Consider the following 6,153-nt stretch of genomic DNA (forward strand, 5'->3'; position numbering starts at 1 on the left):
AACACTGACTCCAACACCAGGAGTCAGTGTTTCTATTCATACATCAACCGTATTCTTCATCCTTAATAATCTAAATTCTTTCCGTACAAGCAACACAACCCAAATCGTAATAACTACATCGATTAGAAACGTACCATAATAAACCCACTGAATTCCAAAAAACTTCGGAAGAATAAGCATAACGGGAACGAAAAAAATGAATTGACGGGAAATCCCCAATACTGCTGCCGGCTTTCCATTATTAATCGCCGGGAAAAACGTCATTGCCATAAAGATTACAGGCAAAATTGGGAGCAGCGCTAAGTACGTCCTGAAATAAAATAAACTTTCAGCGTCAAAAACGTTGTCTGCAATCATTAAACCTAAAACAAGTTCCGGATTCAACATAATAAGAAGCCAGAATGGCAGCATGAGCACCGTTCCTCCGACAACAAATAACTTGAAACTGCGAATAACACGCGTAATCTTTTGCGCTCCATAATTAATGCCTATTACGGGCTGCAATGCACGCATTAGCCCGAAAATAGGAGATAAAAGAAATGTAAACACTCTATAAATGACTCCGTAAAGCGCTACATCATACGTCGTTCCGTAGCGAGATAACGCATTAAATACGACAATTGCTTGCACTAAGTTCATTACAGTCATAATGAATGAAGGCATTCCCATTGAAAAGATGTCTTTTAATATTTTTTTATCACGATATATCTTTAAAGGCTGCGCTTCAAAGGATGACTTGCCTTTTTTGAAATATATGAGTCCAACAAGAGAATAAACGAGCATCCCAATATTCGTTCCCCATGCTGCTCCTGCTACGCCCATATCCATCATGACGATAAATACCGTATTTGCGATGATATTGACAACGAGACCGGCAGCCATCATAACCGCAGCAGTTTTCATTTTTCCTTCTGCTCGAACAACCATATTTCCAGCCAGGCCATATATCCAAAAGATCGATCCCAAAACGGTTATTTGGAAATACGTTGTTCCAATACTTAACGTTTCCCCTGCTCCCCCCATTACTTTTACTAAAGGAGCTGCAAATAAATAGGTTAAAACGGTGTATAAAATCGTTAAAAGGATTGTAAGGACATTCATATTTCCTAACAACCTTTTTTGTGTGTTTACATCTTTCGCACCTAAAGCGATACTAAGTGCAGAGCCTGCTCCTACGCCAAGTAAAGAACCAATACCAAGCGTAATTTGCGATAAAGGATAGGCTAAAGATACCCCGGCTAATGCCGTCTCACCAACAAAAATTCCAATAAAAATCGCATCAAACACGGAATTAAGACCATAGAGTACCATTGCGAGAACGGCTGGCCATGATAGTTGAATCATCACTTTCCATAAATTATCTGAAAGAATGATATTTTTTGGGCGATCATTTTCATTTATATCCATTTTCATCATTTCTCCTAAATACGTAGTCTCTTATTCTTAAATAATCCAGCCCTCCGCTTTCCAGCGTTAGCAAAATTCATTAGTTTCCAAGTGCTGCGAAACCAATTCAGCGTATAGTTTTTAAATGATTGGATGGCCGCTTCAAACTTTTCATAGGTGGAAGATGATTGATTGAAGGCCTTAATGACTTCAATGCCTTCAACATATTCCACGATGACACTATTTACGTGATTGCTTGATTGTATATACTCGCTATATTGCTTATTGAAGGATTTCATTAAAAAGGCGAATTTTTTTTAAGCTGACAGCATGCAAGTGAAAAGAGAGGCTAATGAAATTGAACTATCTTCTATTCTAGTTAGAACCAATCATTTAACCTCTCCAAAAACATACAATTTGCTCCAAAAATTATTTTATTTTCTCATGGTATTGAGTCTTTTCTTCGTTACGCATCATTACCTTGAACTCATTATTTTCATAAAAAAAGCACACCGAGCAATACAAGTCGAATTCATTATCACAAAAAAAGAGCGGTTTGACCGCTCCAATCTGTCTGTGCATACTCCATTTAGACAAAATTTTTTTGATATTTAGTTGGCGGCATTCCTTTAATTTCTTTAAATGCTGCCGCAAACTTACTCGGATTGCTATAGCCTACTCTTCCGGCAATGGTTGTTATTGTATCGTCTGTTTTTCGCAATAAATAGGCTGCCTTTTCTATTCGATACGTGCGCAAATACGCATAGATGGACTGTCCGTAAATCGCCTTAAAGCAATTTTTCATTGCAGTTAATGGAATATCGAATCGATTCGATAATTCGATTAACGTAATATGCTGATCCATGTGACCACGAATATAATCCATTATTTTTTTCACCGCATCCACTTGCTTTTTAGGAAAATACGGTCGACTTTCTCGATTTTTAGAAACGTCCACAGCACTTAAAAATAGTAGCAACTCTAAAATTTTGATTCGATAATAATGAATTCGAATCTTTTCAGGAACGGAATACAGCTCTGAGAAAATATGCTGAATGGATTCGGTTGTTCGTATCATAAATGAATGATTGTCATAATTAAATTTTTCACGGAGCGCTTGCAGATCAATTGAAAATTCTTCAAATGTAGAAGCTAAAGCTTCGATTGCTTCATCCAAATGAATACCAATCGTAATGCCTTGATAATAATGCAGTGGAAATCCAAACGCATGTACATGATTGCTTTTCGTACTAATTTGCAAATCACCTTCATTTAAATACATATAAGAACCATTTAGAAATTCAATCCGGCCTTCACGACAATGATCAATTGCAAGCATCTGTACATTTAGTCGGAACTCTGAAAAACAGCCTTGCATGTGAAAGTCATTATACATCAGTTTAATGCCAGGAAAAACGTCGTAACTCGTCATAATCCCTTTACCAGTAGCATCCTTCATGATAAATACCATACAGTTTTCATCTTTTTGAAATGACTTAATATTTTTTCCATAAAATGCATATTTGTCTTGACTGCTGTTGTTAATTGTCATGTACCTCCTTTTCATTTTTTTCGTACTTTTCTCATGCACTTCTTTATGATCAACATTATAGTATAATTGAGAATAGTTATCAATTGATAAAAAACGAGGGGCTTGCTTGAAATTGATTGAAGTGATGTGGAATCGGAGGCCGTTTACACTTTCTTTTGTTGTTCATGCAAGAAATCGGATAAAGTGAAACTTCCATCAGTGGGGGTTTCTCTCATCCCCCACTGATAAGGAGTAGAACAAAGGCTAAGATCGCGGGCGTCCTCGAAAAAGAAAACCGCTTTTTCTTCGTGCGATGTTGATTCAAGAAGCTTTCCTTGTCCTGTCGGCCCGAACCAATTGGACATTTGACTTTCAGTTATCCCCCACCTAGCGCTTCTGATTCCGAGACTTGTGGTGATAAGTCAATGAAAAAGTGAAAAAAGAATTAGCTATCAATGGGTTTTTTAGCTAAAAAAAGGCACACTGAACTAAACCCGCCCAATTACAGGAACGCTCGTTCGGGTTTGCTGAAAGGATTCAAAAGCAATTTTGCTTTTGGGCTGTACGCTCCTCTTTGGCGTGTAGAGTTGGTGGTTGCGTAGTAGCACATCCACCAGACGCACAAGTTTTCTCGCAGTCATGACGAGGGCTCTTTTATGCTGGTATTTCGGAACTTCTTTATATTTCTTCAGGTAAAACTCACGGTAAACAGGCTCGTTTCGTTGAACAGAGTTGGCAGCTTCAACTAAGTAGTAACGAAGATAATGATTGCCTGTCCTTACCCTGGGTGTTCGTTCCGATTCAAAGTCACCTGACTGGGATTTCTTCCAGTAGAGGCCGGCGTACTTTGCCAACTGCGCTTGGGTTTCAAAGCGCTCAATTTGTCCGATTTCAGCGATGATGCCCGCCGCATAGACAGGACCAATACCAGGCACGCTTTTCAAGCATTGTGCTTCCGGAAGGATGTCAAAGAGGGCTTCAATCCCTTTTTCCAACTCCTTGACCTGCTTCTTCAAGGTTTGGATCAGCTTGGCATAAGTGGCCAGTACAATATCGACAGAGTCTTGCATGACCTTGCCAAGACGGTAGGAATCGCGGATTGCCTTTTGGATGGTCTTTGCCAATTTTTCGGGATCACTGAATCGGCCTTTGCCTTTCTTTTGGAGGAAAAGGGCTAATTCCTGTAGTTCCATTTGGGCGATGTCATCCAGTGAAAAGGAGTCCGCAAATAATTCCATCATCGTGGAACCGAAAACAGAGGTGTCCACTTCATTGGAAAGTGTATTGCACTTGTAATAAAGATTCTCAAGAAAGTGTTGCTTACACTCCGTCAGTTGCTGGATCACTTGATAACGTGAACGGGTCAACCGTTGAAGGGCCATATATTTTTCTTCCTTGATGACGGTTTTATTGTAACGTCCGAACCGAAGGAAATCGGCAATGCGGAAGGCATCGATACGATCAGTCTTGTCCTCTTCAAATAAGCCCTTGAATCGATAAATGGCCTTAGGGTTTTGAACGACCACTTCCGCACCGATCCGTTGTAAATCTTTATCATCACCCATCAGAGTAGCCGGGTGGAAACTGAAGACGGATGTGGATTCCATTCCGATGACAATTTTCTCGTAATGGAACTGTCGGTTATAGGCTAGAATGCTTTCTTTTATCTTAGAAGCGCCGTTTATATCATTGGAAAGAGTCTCTTCCTTGAGACGTGTGTCTTCACTGTCTAGGAAGCATACATCCAGTTTTTTAGAGCTAACATCAATACCTACGAATAATTTCACGGAAAGGACCTCCTTTCATTAATTTTTGGAATAAGCTTGGATACTGCGGGATATCCCTAGAAACAATTGTCTGGCTACAACCTCGCGTATGAGTATTCCCGGATACCTCGGCTAAAAGCTGCCCAAAGTCTACTAACTTTGGTTTAGCGGGGCATCGATACAGCTTGTGCGTTTGCAGTACAACAATTGTCTGGGTCACAGTCTTAAACCGTAGTTGATCTACAGGAGGAAACAGCATATTCCCAATTGGATCCATTCCAATTCTATTATCTAAGGACATCACGCAATACCCAAGCAGAAAATTTGAAAAAACATAGGAACATATTGGCAGTAAGCCATATTTTAAGCTGGGCAGTTTATCCGACACCATTGACTTTGTTTTTTGTCCGGGTAGTGGGATTCATGCGGGTTAGCCGAAAGAAAAGCCTGGAGGCTCACCCGCAGCTAATGGTAACCCGGACAAACCGATTCTAAGCATTCGCCGGCGGGGCCCCGACCCCTTTCCATCGCCTGCCAAGAATCGGGCATGTCAGTCAATGGCAAGCACCTTCGCTGTGGCTTAGTTTTGTAACACATTATTCTGGTAAAAGAAGAATTGGAACAGCGAGGATTTTCAGTTCAGTGGCTGCTTTCTGGTGAAGGAGCCGAAAAAGAAGTAAATCAGCATGAAATAGTTATTTTGGATATCATGTTACCCGGTTTAGACGGTTTACTGTGGGAAAACGATTAAAAAAGGCAGCTCCTGCTGTTCCTATTTTGCTGTTATCTGCTCGAACATCGATAGATGATAAGGTAGATGGTTTACAATTTGCTGATGACTATTTAACGAAACCATTCCATATGGATGAATTAGTTGCAAGATTAGAAGTATTAATCCGTCAAAGTGGTGGAACACATTCCGAACGTATTTCATTAGGAAATCATATTGAAGTAGATCCAGAAGCCCAAATGGTATTTGACAAACGAACAGGAGAAGAAATTATATTGACAGGAAAACAACATCAAATTTTAATGTATTTCTTACGCCACCCTAATCAAGTTTTACCAAAAGAACAAATTTATGAAGCAATTTGGGAAGAAACTTATTTAACTGGTGATAAAACATTAATGGTGCATATCCGTCGACTGCGTCAAAAATTGGAACGTAATCCAGATTCCCCAGAGATTATTGAAACGTTGAAGGGAATAGGCTATCGGGTGAAACTATGAAACAGACTAGATCATTATTTCGTCGTTTTCTAAAAGGACATTTTCTATTTATCTTTTTTCCTCCAATGATGCTTATTTTCTTCGTTTCGTTCATTTCTGTTTCGGATATCAATGAAGAAGATCTGAATACGTTAAATCCATTTTTCGTTATAATACTTTTGTTTGGTTTTATTATTGTCGCATTTGTTGTAATATCTTGGCTTTTCTTCTTGAGACTTCGTAAACGTCTGACCCGCTTAC

The 6,153-nt window shown here is 39.4% G+C and carries 4 protein-coding genes and 2 pseudogenes; 2 read left to right on the plus strand and 4 right to left on the minus strand.

Translation table 11 applies throughout. From position 1 onward, the window contains the following. Nucleotides 1-36 precede the first annotated feature (36 nt). The 4 genes from J2S08_RS20695 to J2S08_RS20710 all read right to left on the minus strand — a co-directional run bounded on the left by J2S08_RS20695 (nucleotide 37) and on the right by J2S08_RS20710 (nucleotide 4,704). Nucleotides 37-1,407 (minus strand): MATE family efflux transporter, encoded by a 1,371-nt coding sequence (locus tag J2S08_RS20695; RefSeq protein WP_307232959.1) that lies wholly within the window; start codon nucleotides 1,405-1,407, stop codon nucleotides 37-39. 568 nt (nucleotides 1,408-1,975) lie between these two features. Beyond that, a complete protein-coding gene (locus J2S08_RS20700; RefSeq protein WP_307232960.1) occupies nucleotides 1,976-2,938 on the minus strand; it encodes a helix-turn-helix domain-containing protein in 963 nt (320 codons plus the stop codon). A gap of 143 nt (nucleotides 2,939-3,081) precedes the next feature. Further along, nucleotides 3,082-3,282: a hypothetical protein gene (locus J2S08_RS20705; protein WP_307232962.1), complete on the minus strand. Its 201-nt coding sequence runs from the start codon at nucleotides 3,280-3,282 to the stop codon at nucleotides 3,082-3,084. Between the two features lie 123 nt (nucleotides 3,283-3,405). Continuing rightward, nucleotides 3,406-4,704 (minus strand): IS110 family RNA-guided transposase, encoded by a 1,299-nt coding sequence (locus tag J2S08_RS20710; RefSeq protein WP_307232964.1) that lies wholly within the window; start codon nucleotides 4,702-4,704, stop codon nucleotides 3,406-3,408. Between the two features lie 574 nt (nucleotides 4,705-5,278). On the opposite strand from J2S08_RS20710, the pseudogene J2S08_RS20715 reads away from it, so the two are divergent. Both J2S08_RS20715 and J2S08_RS20720 read left to right on the plus strand, forming a co-directional pair. Continuing rightward, a pseudogene (locus J2S08_RS20715) lies at nucleotides 5,279-5,913 on the plus strand (response regulator transcription factor). Further along, nucleotides 5,910-6,153 (plus strand): annotated as a pseudogene (locus J2S08_RS20720) (sensor histidine kinase); the annotation flags it as partial. The pseudogenes J2S08_RS20715 and J2S08_RS20720, both read left to right, overlap by 4 nt.

It is taken from the genome of Bacillus chungangensis (genome assembly GCF_030812995.1).
GTDB lineage: Bacteria > Bacillota > Bacilli > Bacillales > Bacillaceae_C > Bacillus_CF > Bacillus_CF chungangensis.